Genomic DNA, 15,381 nt, shown 5'->3' on the forward strand with positions numbered 1-15,381 from the left:
GCGGGGTGTTCCGCCGGGCCCCGCTCCCTGGTCCGGGGCCGCTATCTGCCGCTGACGGTGAACACGTGCGCGGGACCGGTCGCGGGGTCGAGCCGGACGTAGTTGTCCGCGCCCCAGGTGTAGGAACGGCCGGTCAGCTCGTCGGTCACCCTGAGTTCCTCCTCCCGTGTGCGGCCGAGGGACGGCAGATCCAGGTGCACCGTCGCCTCGCGGGCGTGGTGCGGGTCGAGGTTGACGACGGCGATCACGGCGTCGTCGGGGTCGTTCGGCCCGGCGCCGGGCCGGTGCTTGGAGAAGCAGACGAGTTCGGGCCGGTCCACGTGGTGGAAGCGCAGGTTGCGCAGCTCCCGCAGGGCGGGGTGCTCGCGGCGCAGCCGGTTGAGCAGCGTGATCAGGCCGGTGATGGTCTGTCCGGAGGACTCGGCCGCGGCCCAGTCGCGCGGCCGGTACTGGTACTTCTCCGAGTTCAGGTACTCCTCGCTGCCCGGCGCGGCCGGGGTGTTCTCGCACAACTCGAAACCGGAGTAGATGCCCCAGGTCGGCGACAGCAGCGCCGCCAGCACCGCGCGCGCCTCGAAGGCGGGGCGCCCGCCGTGTTGGAGGTAGGCGTGCAGGATGTCCGGGGTGTTGGCGAAGAGGTTGGGGCGCAGGTAGTGGGCGGTCTCCCGGCTCAGCTCGGTGAGGTAGTCGGTCAGTTCGTCCTTGCCGTTGCGCCAGGTGAAGTAGGTGTAGGACTGGTGGAAGCCGACCTTGGCCAGGGTGCGCATCATGGCGGGTCGGGTGAAGGCCTCGGCCAGGAACAGCACGTCCGGGTGCCTGCGCGCCACGTCGGCGAGCAGCTTCTCCCAGAACGCGACCGGCTTGGTGTGCGGGTTGTCGACGCGGAAGATCCGCACGCCGTGGCCGATCCAGTGCTCGACCACGCGCAGGATCTCCGCGTACAGGCCCGTGAAGTCGCGGTCGAAGTTGAGCGGGTAGATGTCCTGGTACTTCTTGGGCGGGTTCTCGGCGTAGGCGATGGAGCCGTCGGCCCGGGTGGTGAACCACTCGGGGTGCTCGGTGACCCAGGGGTGGTCGGGTGAGCACTGCAGGGCCAGGTCCAGGGCGATCTCCAGGCCGTGCTCGTGCGCCTCGGCCACGAAGGCGTCGAAGTCGGCGAGGGTGCCCAGATCGGGGTGGACGGCGTCGTGTCCGCCGTCGGCCGAGCCGATCGCCCACACCGATCCGGGTTCGCCGGGGCCGACGGTCAGGGCGTTGTTGGCGCCCTTGCGGTGGGTAGTGCCGACCGGGTGGACGGGCGGCAGGTAGACCACGTCGAAGCCCATGTCGGCGATGGCGGGCAGGCGCTTGGCCGCGGTGGCGAAGGTGCCCGAGCGCTCCTGGCCGGGAACGGTGTCGACCTGGGCGCCCTCCGAACGCGGAAAGAACTCGTACCAGGAGCCGAACAGGGCCCGCTCGCGGTGCACGACCACGCTGGTGCGCCGGGACCTGGTGACCAGCTCGCGGATGGGGGAGCGCTCCATCTCGGCCAGGACCTCGGGGGTGAGCGCGGCGGCCAGGCGCTCGTCGGGGCTCAGGGAGCCGTCGCGCAAGGTCGCGGCGGCCCGGGCCAGCACGGGCCTGCGGGGCACGCGGCGCCCGGCGCGGGCGAGCAGCCGGGCCCCCTCCTCCAGGACGAGGCCGGTGTCCTGGCCCAGGGGGACCTTGATCCGGGCGGTGTGCCGCCAGGTGGCGAAGGGATCGGTCCACGACTCGATCGCGAACGACCACTTTCCCTCGGCGGGAAGGCTGATCTCCGCCTCGTAGCGGTCGGTTCCGGGTGCGTGCTCGCGCATGGGTACGAGGCGCTCGCGGCGGCCCCGGGGCGAGTAGACCACGACGCCGGCGGCGAGCGAGTCGTGGCCCTCGCGGATCACCGTCGCGCCCACGGTGAAGCGTTCTCCGGGAACGGCTTTCACCGGACCGAGGTCGTTGTCGGGAGAGATGTCGAGGATGGGAAGGCGTCCGATCACTGGCTACACCGTAATTGTCGTGGTTCGGGCGTTGTGGAAGCGTTCGAGTTTTCGGCAGGCGGAAATAACCGGAAGTTAATCGAAGGCAAGACGGAGTTAACGAAGTGTCCGGAACAGAAACTGTCCGGATTGCGGCTTCGGTGCACTCCGCTGTCTATCGTCTGCCCTCTTGCGGGGTTTGGCGGAGTGGCCGGGCCGAATAATTAATGTGATCCTCATCACACTAGCTGTTGGGTGTTGTGCCTGGTATTTGCGGGGTTTCACCCGGGCGAACCGTCTCAAAGCGGGCATAAGGCCACGGTAGATCCAGGTGTCTCTGTGGTTGTTTTACGGTGGATTCTGATCAAATGTCGAAAAACTGCTCCGTCATGTTGAGCCGTGCGGCACGGTGGGTAGGGATGACCGAATGAACCCGTGGACTGCATGACCGTATTCCGGACCTCCCTGTGTGGCCGAATCTTCTCTGAAGAAGCCTTTGTCCCGGATTCGGACGCTGGGTCACGGCGAGGGCGTCCAGATCCCCCCGAATCTCTCGATGTCAAGCTTGTATCGTGCCTGTTTCGTGGTGATTGAAGAAATATGTTCAGTCTGTGGTGCTTTGCTCATGGTTGGGGAAGCTTTTCGATGACACGCCCGGTTTGTCGGTCCGCTCTTTGCGAGCGGCCTGCGAGCGTGGTCCGTGGACAGTCCTGCCCGCGCGACCCGCGGGCCGGGCCGGGCAACGGCCGTAGGGGGGCGACGTGACGGAGCCGAACCAGCGTCCGCCGCGCGGGCGGCGGCACGAGGCCCCGCGCCGGGAAGGGCGGCACACCGCCTCCTGGCGTGGGCGACTGTGGAACACGGTCCCGGGCGGGTGGCCCGCGACCCTGAGGGAGCGGATCTCCCGACCGGTGCCCGACGGCACCCAGCGGGACAAGGTCCGGCGGCTGGCCGGTACGAGCGCGGTCGCGGGGCTGCTGGTGGCGGCGCTGGTGCTGCCGTGGGCGGGGGCCGCCGGGCTGGTGGCCCGGGACTCGGCGGCGGCCTTCATGGCCCTGCCCAGCGACCTGGAGATCCGGCCGCTGTCGGAGAGGGTCCTGCTCACCGACGCGGACGGCGATCCGATCGCCGAGGTGGCCGAGCGCGAACGCGAGGTGGTCTCCCTGGACGAGATCAGCCCCTGGGTCACGGCCGCGCTCATGGCGATCGAGGACGACCGCTTCTACGAGCACGCCGGACTGGACCTGCGCGGCCTGACGCGCGCCGCGATCCGCACCGCCCTCGGTGACACCCAGGGCGGCTCCACCATCACCCAGCAGTACGTGAAGAACATGCTCATCGAACAGGCCGAGGACGAGGAGGACGTCGAGGAGGCGAGCGCGCAGACCCTCATGCGCAAGGTCCAGGAGCTGCGCTACGCCATCGAGGTCGAGGACCGGCTCACCAAGGACGAGATCATGGAGGGCTACCTCAACCTCGCCTACTTCGGGTCGGGCGCGTACGGCGTCGAGATCGCGGCGCGGCGCTACTACTCCATCCCGGCCGCCGAGCTGGACCCGGCGCAGGCGGCCATGATCGTGGGCCTGGTGCGGGCACCCTCCCACTACGACCCGCTCACCAACCCCGAGAACGCCCGGGAGCGGCGCGACCTGGTGCTGGACCGGATGGCCGCCACCGGGCACCTGTCGGAGGCCGAGGCCGAGGAGTACAAGGCCCGGGACCTGGACGTGGACCCGTCCCCGCGCGGGGGCAGCTGCTACCACGGCGACCAGCCGTTCTTCTGCGACTACGTCATGCGCTGGCTGCGCGGCTCCGACGCCCTGGCCGACACCCAGGCCGAGCGGGACCGGATCCTCGAACAGGGCGGGATCACCGTGCGCACCACGCTCGACGGCGACATGCAGGCCGCCGCCGAGGAGGCGATCGGCCGGTACGTCCCCGCGGAGGAGTCCACCAAGTTCGCCGCCCAGGTGCTCGTGGAGCCGGGCACGGGACGGGTGCGGGCGATGGCCCAGAACACGCCCTACGGCTTCGACGAGGAGAAGACGGGCACCACCTCGATCAACCTGGCCGTGGACAGCGCCGACGGCGGCGGCTCCGGATACCAGGCGGGGTCCACCTTCAAGCCGTTCACACTGGCCGCCGCCCTCGACCAGGGGCTCAAGTACAGCACTAGCTTCCCCTCGCCCAAGACGACCACGGTGAGCGGGCTGAAGAACTGCGAGGGCGGCAAGATGTCCCCGTGGGACGTGCGCAACGCCGGGGAGAGCGGAGGCGGCAGGCACGACATGGTCAGCGCGACCAAGGGGTCGGTGAACACCTACTTCGCCCAGCTCCAGAAGCGCGTCGGCCTGTGCGAGACCGCGGAGATGGCCGAGAAGCTCGGTATCCACCGCGCCGACGGCGGGGAGCTGGGGGTGTGGAGCTCCTTCACCCTGGGTGACCAGGAGGTCTCCCCGCTGACCCTGGCCAGTGCCTACGCCGTCTTCGCCTCCCGAGGCACCCTGTGCGAGCCGGTTCCGGTGACTTCCATCCGATTCGGCGACGCGGACGACGAGACCGCCGAGGAGGTCGAGGTCGGCACCGACTGCGAGGAGGGCGTGATCGAGGAGGAGGTCGCCGACGGCGTCAACCACCTGCTCCAGCAGACCTTCAAGGGCGGTACCGCCAACGGACTGGACATCGGGCGCCCGGCGGCGGGCAAGACCGGCACCACCGACAGCGCGGCCTACGCCTGGTTCGCCGGGTACACCCCGAACCTCGTCTCGACCGTGGTGGTCGGCGACATCCGCGGCGGGGAGCAGAACCCGCTGCAGGGCGTGACCATCGGGGGCCGCTACTACGGCATCGTCTACGGGGGCACCCTGCCCGGCCCGATCTGGAAGGACACCATGGCCGAGGCCACCGCGGAACTCCCGGCGGAGAAGTTCGCGCCCTCGCCCAAGGCCTTCGGCGGCACCTCGCCCAAGCCGTCCGGCGGCGGTGGTACCGGCGGAGGCACCGGTGGCGGTGGCGGCGGTACCGGCGGAGGCGGTGGCGGTACCGGAGGCGATGCGGGGGATGCCGCCGGCGGTACCGGCGGAGGCGGTGGCGGTACCGGAGGAACCGGTGGAGGCGGTGGTACCGGCGGCGGAGGCGGAGATACCGGTGGCGGTGGCGGTGGTACCGGCGGCGGAGGCGGAGATACCGGTGGCGGTGGCGGTGGTACCGGCGGCGGAGGCGGAGATACCGGTGGCGGTGGCGGAGGCACCGACGGCGGAGGCGGAGATACCGGTGGAGGCGGTGGTACCGGCGGCGGTACCGGCGGCAACGGTGGTGCCGGCGAAAGCCCCCCGAGGCGCACCCCGCCGAGTGACGGAGCGACCTGAGGCCTGACGGGGCCGAGCGGTCCGGGAAGGCCGCGGAACCGGGGACTCGGGGGAATGTCGTGGGGGCGAACACACCACGGCACTCCCTCGTGCCCCATAATGGAAGGAAACCGACAGGGGAGCGCGTGAGCGCTGAGAGTGCGGCACCGAGCCGCAGACCCTTACACACCTGATCTGGGTCATGCCAGCGAAGGAAGTCGTAGGAACCCGCCACCGTGGCGTGCTCCCGCGCGCCCGGCACATTCCGGCCGCGCTCGGCGCACCCCACCGTGTCGCTCTTGGCCGCATGGCCCCTCGTCGCCCCCCGACGAAGGGACAGCAGACATGGACAGCAGTACCGACCGGACCGGCTTCTGGCGGGACGTCCTCAACCAGCTGCGGAGCTGGCGCACCGTCGACATCGTCGTCGCCGCCGTCATCGGCGTCGCGATCGGCGTCGTCTTCTGGCTGTGGAACATCGTGTGGACGGCCACGACCCCGCTGTTCGTGGGGTTCCCGCCCGCGCAGGCCGTGATCTACGGCATGTGGCTGATCTCCGGTGTCCTCGGCGGCCTGGTCATCCGCAAGCCCGGCGCCGCCGTGCTCACCTCGGTCGCGGCCGCCTCGGTGTCGGCGGTCCTGGGCACCCAGTGGGGGATCATGGTCGTCCTCGACGGCACCCTCCAGGGCATCCTGCCCGAGCTGGTCTTCCTCGCCCTGGGCTACCGGCGCTGGGGCATGGGCGCCGCCGTGCTCGCCGCGGCGGTGGCCGGCATCTCCCCCGCCATCCGCGACAACATCGCCTACAACGTGACCTGGCCGCTGCACTACCAGGTCACCTACGGCGTCATCGTGATCCTCAGTGCCGTGCTGATCGCGGGCGTGGGCGCCCGGCTGCTCACCACCGCCCTGGCCCGCTCCGGCGCGCTGGCCCCCTTCCCGTCCGCGAAGGGCTGAGCGGTGTCCGACGCCACGGGGGGCGCACCGGCCCCCCGCCCCGGAGCCCGCGTGGAACTCTCCGGCTGGGGCTGGCGCCACTCCGGACGCGAGGAGTACGCGCTGCGCGGCGTGGACCTGGCCATCGAGCCCGGTGAGCGCGTGCTCCTGCTCGGTGCCTCCGGCGCGGGCAAGTCCACCCTTCTCCACTCCCTGGCCGGGCTGACCGGCCAGGACGCCGCCATCAGCGGCGACCAGGAGGGCACCCTTCTCGTGGACGGCCGACCGGCCGACCGCGGCCGGGGCGCGGTCGGCCTGGTCAGCCAGGATCCCGAGACCCAGCTGGTCATGGCGCGCGCGGGCGACGACGTGGCCTTCGGCCCGGAGAACCTGGGCGTGGACCCCGACCTCATCTGGCCGCGGGTGCACGGGGCGCTGGCGGCCGTGGGCTTCCCCTACGGGCCGCGCCACTCCACCGGCGCGCTCTCGGGCGGGGAGAAGCAGCGCCTGGTGATCGCCGGGGCGCTGGCCATGCGCCCGCGCCTGCTGCTGCTGGACGAGCCCACCGCCAACCTCGACCCGGCCGGGGCCGAGCTGGTGCGCGGCGTGCTCGCGCGCCTGCTCGCCGAGACGGAGGCGACCCTGGTGCTGGTCGAGCACCGCGTGGCCGACGTGGTCGACCTGGTGGACCGGGTCGTGGTCGTGGAACCCGGCGGCGGCGTGATCGCCGACGGGGACCCGGCCACCGTGTTCGCCGGGTACGGCCGTGCGCTGGCCGAGCAGGGGGTGTGGGTGCCCGGACGGGAACCCGAACCGGAGCTTCCCCCGGCGCCCGGCGGGGGAGCGCTGCTGGAGGCCGAGGGCGTGGCCGCCCGCACGCCCTTCCAGCTGGGAGTGCGCTCCGCGCCCCGACGCGTCGTGGTCGAGGGCGTGGACGCCACCGTGAACGCCGGGACCGCGACCGCCCTGACCGGTCCCAACGGCGCGGGCAAGTCCACCCTGCTCACCCTGCTGGCGGGGCTGTCCCGGCCCCATCGGGGGCAGGTGCTGCCGCGGGGGCCGCTGGCCGGGGTCGACCGGCGGCCGCTGGCGCGATGGCCCGCCCGGCGGCTGGCCGGGCACGTGGGCACCGTGTTCCAGCACGCTGAGGACCAGTTCGTCACCGCCACCGTCCGCGACGAGTTGCGGTTCGCGCCGCTGCGCGCTGGGATGGGCCGGGCCGAGGCCGACGCCTGGGTGGACGAGCTGATGGAACGGCTGCGCCTGACCCGGCTCGCCGACGTGCACCCCTACACCCTCTCGGGAGGGGAGAAGCGCCGGCTTTCGGTCGCCACGGCGCTCAGTTCCGGTCCCGCGCACGCACCCGACGTCCTCGTCCTGGACGAGCCGACCTTCGGCCAGGACACCCGCACCTGGACCGAGCTGGTGGAGCTGCTGGGCGCCCTGCGCGCCGAGGGGCGGGCCCTGGTCATGGCCACCCACGACGGCCTGCTGCTGCGCCACCTGGCGGACGCGCGGCTCCGCGTGGCCGAAGGCCGAGCCGTGTACGAGCCCGCGGAGCGGACGGCGCCCGCCCGCACCGGGGAGGAAGGAGGGGGCCGTGAGTGAGTGGCGGACCACTGACGCGCTGACCCTGGACGTGCCCGGGCGGGGCGGGGCACGCTACTGGCTCGTCGGGCTCAACCCCGCGGCCAAGCTGCTGGCCGCCCTGCTGCTGGGCCTGGGACTGGTCCCGGCGGTGGACGCGGTGACCGGGGGAGTGGTGCTGGCGGGGGCCCTGGTCCTCCTGCCGTTCAGCGGCATCGACCGGCGGACCCTGTTCGTCCTGGGCGGGCCCTTCCTCCTCATGGGACTGTCCAGCGGGCTGGTGAACTACCTGTACGGCGAGCACGGCGCGGAGGGGGCCCTGGGTGCCGCGGTGCGCCTGCTGGCCATCGCCCTGCCCGGCCTGCTCGCCGCCGTGAGCAGTGACCCCACGGAGATGTCCGACGCCCTGGTGCAGCGGCTGCGGGTACCCGAGCGGCCCGCCATGGGCGTGCTGGCGGCGCTGCGGCTCATCCCGCTGCTCGCCGACCAGTGGCGCACCATCACGCTGGCGCGCCGGGCGCGCGGGCTGGAGGCCGGGAGCAACCCCGCGCGGGTGGTCACGCTGTTCTCCGGGCGCCTGTTCGCCCTGCTGGTGCGGTCCATCCGGACCGGAACCCTGCTGGCCACGGCGATGGACGCCCGCGCGTTCGGGACCGGTCCGCGCACGCGGGCCCGTCGGAGCCGCTGGCGGGGCGCGGACACCCTGCTGCTCGCGGGCGCCGCCCTGCTGCTGGTGGCGGCCTACGCCCTGTCCTCCCGGCTCGGCACCCTGGTGCTGCTCTTCTCCTGAACCGGGTGATAGGTAGTTCCGGACAGTGACGTCGAGGAGAACAGAGGTGGAGATCGTGGGCGAGTTCGTTCGCGTGGAGAGCGACCCGGACCACCCGACGGTGGCCGTGCTCCGGCTCGACCGGCCGAAGGTCAACGCGCTCAACGCGGCGGTGACGGCGGAGATCGCGGAGGCCGCCGGACGGGTGTCCGCCGACGAGGCGGTGCGCGCCGTGGTCGTCTACGGCGGGGAGCGGGTGTTCGTCGCGGGCGCCGACATCAAGGAGATGGCGGACCGCACGGCCGCCCAGATGCGTGAGTACGCTCGCGACCTGCAGAACGCGCTGAGCCTGGTGGCGCGCATCCCCAAACCGGTCGTGGCGGCCGTCACCGGGTACGCCCTGGGCGGCGGCCTGGAGCTGGCCCTGGCCGCGGACTTCCGGGTCGCGGGCGCGGGGGCGCGCCTGGGCGTGCCCGAGATCCAGCTGGGCGTCATCCCCGGCGCGGGCGGTACGCAGCGCCTGCCCCGCCTCGTCGGCCCGGCCCGGGCCAAGGAGATGATCTTCAGCGGCCGTCACGTGAAGGCGGAGGAGGCCCTGGAGATCGGCCTGGTGGACCGGGTGGTCCCGGACGAGGAGGTCTACGCGGCCGCCGTGGAGCTGGTGGCCCGGTACGCCGACGGTCCGGCGGTGGCGCTGGCCGCCGCGAAGGAGGCCGTGGACCGGGGGCTGGAGACCGACCTGGACACCGGGCTGGAGATCGAGCGGCTGCACTTCTCCGGGCTCTTCGCCACCGAGGACCAGAGGACCGGGATGCGCAGCTTCGTCGAGCAGGGCCCCGGCAAGGCCAGCTTCAGCGGGCGCTGAGCCGGGCGGGGGAGGGGCGGCGCGCCGGCCGTCCCTCCGCCCTCCGCCGGGGGAGGGCGCCCCGGCCGCGGGTGCGGGGCGGGAAGGGTTTCGCCTCCCGGCTGGTTTGAGTAGCTTTGCGATGGATTCTCCCGACGTCCGCATCCGGCCAGTCCCGGGGCGGAGGAGGGAACCGCGCACGCGAGTTTTCCGTCATACTCGTGGTGGTCGTCCGAGGACGGACGTGTTCGTCGGCGCCCCACACCCGACGGGGCGGAAGCGACCGCACGGGCCCCGCGGGGGCCACACAAGCCAATGGTGACCCATCCCCCGGCCGATAAGCTGGACGGGGCGGTATGCGGTCTTTTGAGGGGATGAGTTCTCGATGGCAATGTCGGCAGGTTTCCCCACGGGTGAGGAGCTGCCGGAGCGCATCGGCCACTACGTCATCCGCCGCCGTATCGGACAGGGCGGCATGGGCGTGGTGTACCAGGCCGAGGATCCCCGGACCGAGCAGTTCGTCGCGGTGAAGGTCCTCAAACCGGAGGTCGCCGGCGACCACATCGCCCGGGCCCGCCTCGCCCGCGAGGTCGAGACCATGCGCCGGGTGCAGAGTCCCAACGTGGCCGAGGTCATCGACGCGGACACCCAGGCCGAGCTGCCGTGGGTGGTCACCGAGTACATCCCCGGACCGACCCTGGACGCCACCGTCACCGACCACGGCCCGCTCCGGGGCCGCGCGCTCACGCGGTTCGTCACCGGCCTGGCCCGGGCGATCAAGGACATCCACGCGGTGGACGTGATCCACCGCGACCTCAAGCCCGGCAACGTGATCATCTCCAACGGCGAGCCGATCGTCATCGACTTCGGCATCGCGCACGCGGTGGACGGCGCCAAGCTGACCCAGACCGGCACGTTCGTCGGCACGCCCAGCTACCTGTCGCCCGAGGTCATCGAGGGCACGGACCTGGGTCCGGCCACCGATATCCACGCCTGGGGCGGCACCGTCGCCTTCGCCTCCACCGGGCGCCCGCCCTACGGCGCGGGCACCTTCGAGGTCATCTTCTACCGCATCCTCAACGGCGAGATCGACATGGACGGGATGCACGAGGCGCTGCGGCCCCTCGTCACCCGGGCGGTCTCCCGGGACATGTCCCGGCGCCCGACGGCCGCGCAACTGGTGGAGGAGACCGGCCGCCTCAACCTCGACCTGCCCTGGACCGAGGACACGGGCAACCGCTCCAGCGGGCTGACCGGCAGCCACACCGTCTACAACCCCGCCGTGGGTGGCTCGCCCTCGGGCGGCGGCCTGGGCGGCGCGGCCGCGGCCGGGGCGGTCGGCGCAGCCGGGGGCTACCTGGCCGGACGCGCGTTCCGCGGGAACGAGGAGTGGGGCCCGCCGCACACCAGCAGCGGGGCCAACCCGGCCGCCAGCGCCTGGTCCCTGCCCAAGGACCCCCCGCGCCCGACCTCCGCGGCCTCCTCGGGCGGCTGGGCCAGCGACCCGGAGGCCACCGACGACCTGTCCGGCGCCGCCCGGCAGCGGGGCTGGGACAGCGATCCCGAGGCGACGGACGACCTGTCCGGGGCCGCCAACGCCCGGCGCTCCTGGGACAGCGACCCGGAGGCCACCGACGACCTGGGCGCCGGAACCGAGCGGATCACCCCGAACGGCGCCGACGACCCGCACGACCCGCAGGGCACGATGCGGATGGACCCCGTCGCGCTCCGGGACGACCGGGACGACGCACTGGGCACCCGGCGCTTCCAGCCGCACGAGTTGGCCGCTGAGGACCCGCAGGGCACCATGATGATGAGCCCCGTGGACGACGCCGGCTCCGGGCGGCGACCCTACGCGGAGCCGGAGGAGCCGGTCGACCAGCAGGCGCCGCAGACGCAGTTCTTCAACACCCCGCTGCACAAGGGCGACTTCGGCGACATCCTCACCCCGGTGGACGACGGCCGCCACAGCGGCCGCACCCAGGAGTTCGACGAGGAGGGGTACGGCGGCCGGGGCGGCTGGCTGAACCGGTTCCGGCGCGGCAGTAACGACCGGATGGGCGACTACTTCCGCGGCGACACCGGTGAGCAGGACGGGTACGACGAGGACGAGGAGTACTACGAGGACGAGACCTGGCGGATGCACCCGCTGGTACTCATCCCCGTCATGGTCCTGCTGGCGGGGGTGGCCCTGTGGTTCCCCTGGTTCGGCACCCTGCTCGGCGTGGTGATCATCGCCGGGCTGAGCGCCCTGGACGTGGTCAAGGCCGAGCACGCCCGCCGCCTGCAGACACGCGGGCCGCGCAGCTCCGACACCATGGTGGTGGCGCTGAGCTTCCCGTGGGCCTTCGGGCGCATGGTGCTGCGCACGGTCGGTTTCGGGCTCGTCTACCTGGTGGCCGGAATCCTGGTCGGCATGGTCTACGCGCAGTTCGTGGAGGTGGGGAGCGAGGGCGCCAACTACACCGGCGCGTTCGCCATCTTCGTGATGATCCTGCTCAGCTACATCATGCCGAGCGGACGCGAGGCGCGGCACCAGGCGGTGTGGCTGGTGGAGCGGGTGCGCTTCCACAACCTGTACCTGTACATCGGCGTGGTCATCGGCATCCTCCTGCTCACCATGCTCATCCTGTCCATCGGGCTGAGCGCCGCCCCGTCCTGGGACCCCTTCGGCGGCCCCTCGGACTGGTTCAACTCCGCCTCCTCCGGCTGACCGGCGGTGCCCCGGCGCCCTCCCTCCCGTCGCGGGAGGGAGGGCGCTGTCGCTTTTCGGGTCGATACCGGTGGTGTGACCGGTTCCTCCGGCGCGCGCGGCGACTAGGGTGGAAACGGGCACCGGAGTCGCGCGTGCCCGGCGTCGGGGCTGGTGGCCGCCCGGGAGTGGGGCGGCGGCGGACCTGCGCGCGGGGGTGGTTAGGGTTGCCTCAGTCACACCGGGGCCCGCGGCTTGGCCCCCAAGCTACTAGCCAGTAACATCTGGACTGAGAGCACATCGCGGGATCGGTCACAAGGCGGACCCGCCGTCGGATGACCGAACGGCATTCGGCATTGTTGGGCAGAACGGGGCGCGCCAGCGTCCGGCCGCCGCACGGCGGATCATGGAGTGCAGGGAGGTCGGCCACCGGCCATGAATATTGTCGTTTTGGTCAAGCAGGTCCCGGACACGGCGACCGAACGGAAGCTCAACCCCGATGACAGGACGCTCGACCGCGCAGCGTCGGACGGCGTCATCAACGAGCTCGACGAGTACGCGATCGAAGAGGCCCTCCAGCTCAAGGAGAAGCACGGCGGCGAGGTCACCGTCCTGACGATGGGACCCGACCAGGCCACCGACTCCATCCGCAAGGCCCTGTCCATGGGCGCGGACAAGGCCGTCTTCCTCAACGACGACGCGCTCCACGGCTCGGACTCGCTCCAGACCGCCTACGCCCTCGCGCAGGTCCTGGGCACCATGGAGTACGACCTGGTCGTGCTGGGCTCGGAGTCCACCGACGCCCGCACCGGCGTCGTGGGCGCCGCGCTCGCCGAGTACCTCGGCCTGCCGCAGCTCACCTTCGCGCGCAAGGTCGACGTCGACGGCAGCACCATCCGCATCCAGCGCCAGACCGACTACGGCTACGACCTGGTCGAGGCGCAGCTGCCCGCGGTCGTCTCCGTGGTCGAGAAGATCAACGAGCCCCGCTACCCGTCCTTCAAGCTCATCATGCAGGCGAAGAAGAAGCCGGTCGACAAGAAGTCCGCCGCCGACGTGGGCATCGACACGGCCAAGGTGGGTCTGGCCAACGCCACCACCGAGACCGTCGACTTCGCCGCCGCGCCGCCGCGCGCCGCGGGCACGATCGTCAAGGACGAGGGGGACGGCGGCGCCAAGATCGCCGACTTCCTCGCCGAGAAGAAGTTCGTGTAGGCCAGGCGAGAGACTCAGGAAGGTTCAAGGATTATGGCTGAGGTCCTCGTCCTCGTCGACCACGTCGACGGACAGGTCAAGAAGGTCACCACCGAGCTGCTCACCGCGGCCCGCCGCATCGGCGAGCCCGCGGCCGTGTGGGTCGGCGACGGCGCGGAGTCCGGCAAGGGCGCCCTGGCCGAGTACGGCGCCGAGAAGGTCTACGTGGCCCCGGCCGAGCTGGGCGACCACGTCGTCGCCCCCAAGGCCGAGCTGCTCGCCAAACTCGCCCAGGACAAGGGCGCCGCCGCCATCCTCGTCTCGGCCACCGCCGAGAACAAGGAGATCGCCGGACGCACCGCCGTCAAGCTGGGCTCGGGTGTGCTCACCGACGTCGTCGACGTCAACGCCGACATCGTCGCCGAGCACAGCATCTTCGGCGGCGCCACCGTCACCCACGCCCGCGTGCGCACCGGCGTGCCGGTCGTGGCCGTGCGCCCCAACTCCGTCCCGGCCGAGGCCGCCTCCGGCGCCGCGGTCGAGGAGGCCGTGTCGGTGGAGGTCTCCGACGCCGCCAGGACGGCCAAGGTCGTGGACCGCGTCCACGAGGAGCAGGGCGAGCGCCCCGAGCTCACCGAGGCCGCGATCGTGGTCTCCGGTGGACGCGGCGTGGGCTCCGACGACTTCTCCGTCGTCGAGAACCTGGCCGACTCCCTGGGTGCGGCCGTGGGCGCATCCCGCGCCGCCGTCGACTCCGGCTGGTACCCGAACCAGTTCCAGGTCGGCCAGACCGGTAAGACGGTCAGCCCGAACCTGTACGTGGCCCTGGGCATCTCCGGCGCGATCCAGCACCGGGCGGGCATGCAGACCGCGAAGAACATCGTCGCGGTCAACAAGGACCCCGAGGCCCCGATCTTCGAGCTCGCCGACTACGGCGTGGTGGGCGACCTGCACACGGTCGCGCCCCAGCTCACCGAGGAGATCAAGAAGCGCAAGTAGCACCGCGCGCACGACCCCGAACGCCCGGCCGGGCCCCTCCGGCCGGGCGTTCGCGCCGTCGGGGCCCGTTTCCGCCGTCCGCGGACCGGGTAGTCGGGCCGCACGGCGCCGAGCGGGGGAGGGGACATGGCTGCGGAGACGGCCGGGGTGCGCGCGGGGCGGCGCGTGGTCGCGGTGCGCAGGCCGGGCAAGCCGCTGTTCGGCGAGGGCGGCGCGACCAAGGAGGACCTGGCCCGCTACCACGCCAGGATCGCCCCGCTGATGCTCCCGCACCTGCGCGACCGGCCGGTGGCCCTGGAGCGCTTCCCCGACGGGATCGGCGCGCAGGGCTTCTTCGTCAAGCACCCCCCGGTCCCGGACTGGGTGCGGACCGTGGACACCAGCGGCGGTCGGATGATGCTCTGCCAGGACGCGGCGGCCCTGGTGTGGTGCGCCGACCAGGCGGCGGTCACCGTGCACGCCTGGCAGTCCCGGGAGCCGAACCTGGGCCGCCCCGACCGGATGGTGATCGACCTGGACCCGGCGGGGGACGGGCCGGAGTCCTTCGCCGGGTGCAGGGACGCCGCCCGCGACGTGCGCGAGGTGCTCGACGACCTGGGCCTGGCCGCGTACGTGATGACCACCGGCTCCAAGGGACTGCACGTGCGCTCTCCGCTGCGCCCGGAGCTGGACGACCAGGGGGTCCGCCGCCTGGCCGAGGCGGTCGCCGGGCGGGTGGCGGCGCTGCGGCCGGACGAGCGGACCACCGAGGTGCGCAAGGCCGCGCGCGGCGGCCGCCTGTTCGTGGACTTCCTGCGCAACGGCCGCGAGCAGCTCGCGGTGGCCCCCTACGCGGTGCGGGCGCGGCCGGGCGCTCCGGTGGCGGCGCCGCTCGCCTGGGAGGAGCTGGAGGGCCTGGAGTCGGCCCGGGCGTTCACGATCGGCCTGGAGCGCGAGGAGTGCCCGTTCGCGGGGATGGGACGGCACGCCCGGTCCCCGCGCCGGGCGCTGGAGCGGCTGGGCTGAGGACCGGACGCGCGCGG

At 72.3% G+C, this 15,381-nt stretch carries 10 protein-coding genes and 1 riboswitch; of the genes, 9 read left to right on the top strand and 1 reads right to left on the bottom strand.

Going from position 1 to position 15,381, the window contains the following annotated elements; all coding sequences use genetic code 11:
* Positions 1-41: 41 nt before the first annotated feature.
* Positions 42-2,012: an alpha-1,4-glucan--maltose-1-phosphate maltosyltransferase gene (locus tag FYW95_RS09870; RefSeq protein WP_159943164.1), complete on the bottom strand. Its 1,971-nt coding sequence runs from the start codon at positions 2,010-2,012 to the stop codon at positions 42-44.
* A gap of 740 nt (positions 2,013-2,752) precedes the next feature.
* On the opposite strand from FYW95_RS09870, the gene FYW95_RS09875 reads away from it, so the two are divergent.
* The 9 genes from FYW95_RS09875 to ligD all read left to right on the top strand — a co-directional run bounded on the left by FYW95_RS09875 (position 2,753) and on the right by ligD (position 15,364).
* Complete coding sequence (locus FYW95_RS09875; protein WP_201294791.1) at positions 2,753-5,359, top strand: transglycosylase domain-containing protein; 2,607 nt, start codon at positions 2,753-2,755, stop codon at positions 5,357-5,359.
* A gap of 105 nt (positions 5,360-5,464) precedes the next feature.
* A riboswitch (TPP riboswitch) is annotated at positions 5,465-5,572 on the top strand.
* Between the two features lie 111 nt (positions 5,573-5,683).
* Complete coding sequence (locus FYW95_RS09880; protein ID WP_160050279.1) at positions 5,684-6,295, top strand: ECF transporter S component; 612 nt, start codon at positions 5,684-5,686, stop codon at positions 6,293-6,295.
* Between the two features lie 51 nt (positions 6,296-6,346).
* Positions 6,347-7,882 (top strand): ABC transporter ATP-binding protein, encoded by a 1,536-nt coding sequence (locus tag FYW95_RS09885; RefSeq protein ID WP_201294792.1) that lies wholly within the window; start codon positions 6,347-6,349, stop codon positions 7,880-7,882.
* Positions 7,875-8,651 carry an energy-coupling factor transporter transmembrane component T family protein gene (locus tag FYW95_RS09890; protein WP_159943161.1) on the top strand — a complete coding sequence of 259 codons (777 nt, stop codon included), beginning with the start codon at positions 7,875-7,877 and terminating at the stop codon, positions 8,649-8,651. The genes FYW95_RS09885 and FYW95_RS09890 overlap by 8 nt, the downstream gene beginning before the upstream one ends.
* A 55-nt stretch (positions 8,652-8,706) precedes the next feature.
* Positions 8,707-9,495: an enoyl-CoA hydratase/isomerase family protein gene (locus tag FYW95_RS09895; RefSeq protein WP_160050280.1), complete on the top strand. Its 789-nt coding sequence runs from the start codon at positions 8,707-8,709 to the stop codon at positions 9,493-9,495.
* A gap of 364 nt (positions 9,496-9,859) precedes the next feature.
* On the top strand, positions 9,860-12,187 hold the full coding sequence (locus FYW95_RS09900) for a protein kinase domain-containing protein (protein ID WP_236567840.1): 2,328 nt from the start codon (positions 9,860-9,862) through the stop codon (positions 12,185-12,187).
* 414 nt (positions 12,188-12,601) lie between these two features.
* Entirely contained in the window at positions 12,602-13,381 is a 780-nt protein-coding gene (locus tag FYW95_RS09905) for an electron transfer flavoprotein subunit beta/FixA family protein (RefSeq protein WP_201294793.1), read from the top strand.
* Between the two features lie 33 nt (positions 13,382-13,414).
* Positions 13,415-14,359: an electron transfer flavoprotein subunit alpha/FixB family protein gene (locus FYW95_RS09910; protein WP_159943159.1), complete on the top strand. Its 945-nt coding sequence runs from the start codon at positions 13,415-13,417 to the stop codon at positions 14,357-14,359.
* A gap of 126 nt (positions 14,360-14,485) precedes the next feature.
* Entirely contained in the window at positions 14,486-15,364 is an 879-nt protein-coding gene (gene ligD, locus FYW95_RS09915; RefSeq protein WP_160050281.1) for a non-homologous end-joining DNA ligase, read from the top strand.
* Positions 15,365-15,381: the final 17 nt, after the last annotated feature.

Source organism: Nocardiopsis sp. FR4 (assembly GCF_009830945.1).
Lineage (GTDB): Bacteria > Actinomycetota > Actinomycetes > Streptosporangiales > Streptosporangiaceae > Nocardiopsis.